This is a genomic window from Shewanella electrica (assembly GCF_022321485.1).
In the GTDB taxonomy this organism is placed as follows: Bacteria; Pseudomonadota; Gammaproteobacteria; order Enterobacterales; family Shewanellaceae; genus Shewanella; species Shewanella electrica.
Genome location: NZ_JAKOGG010000764.1, coordinates 1 through 236 on the forward strand (window position 1 = coordinate 1; position 236 = coordinate 236).

The 236-nt window shown below is 36.9% G+C and carries 1 protein-coding gene; it reads right to left on the reverse strand.

The features are described 5' to 3' along the window. Positions 1-28 precede the first annotated feature (28 nt). Positions 29-236 (reverse strand): hypothetical protein (locus L9G74_RS24655; RefSeq protein WP_238899076.1); only part of this gene is annotated, 208 nt, incomplete at its 5' end.

The following is a 236-nucleotide window of genomic DNA, read 5'->3' on the forward strand; positions in this document are numbered from 1 at the left end:
ATTTTGTGCATGTTTCCATAGGAGAATCTCATGTCTGTACATTATCATTACCTGATGTATCTAAGTTTGATGAGGATATAGTGAAGGTTGGAAAACTATTTTTCAAGAGTGATACCATGTTCAACATAGATCCTGGATTCTGTATGAGTTGCAGATCCCAACTTGACTTGTCTTCTGCTGTTGCTATGTCAGATAGAGCAACATCAAAGATAAACAGATTGAAGGAGCTTCCATCT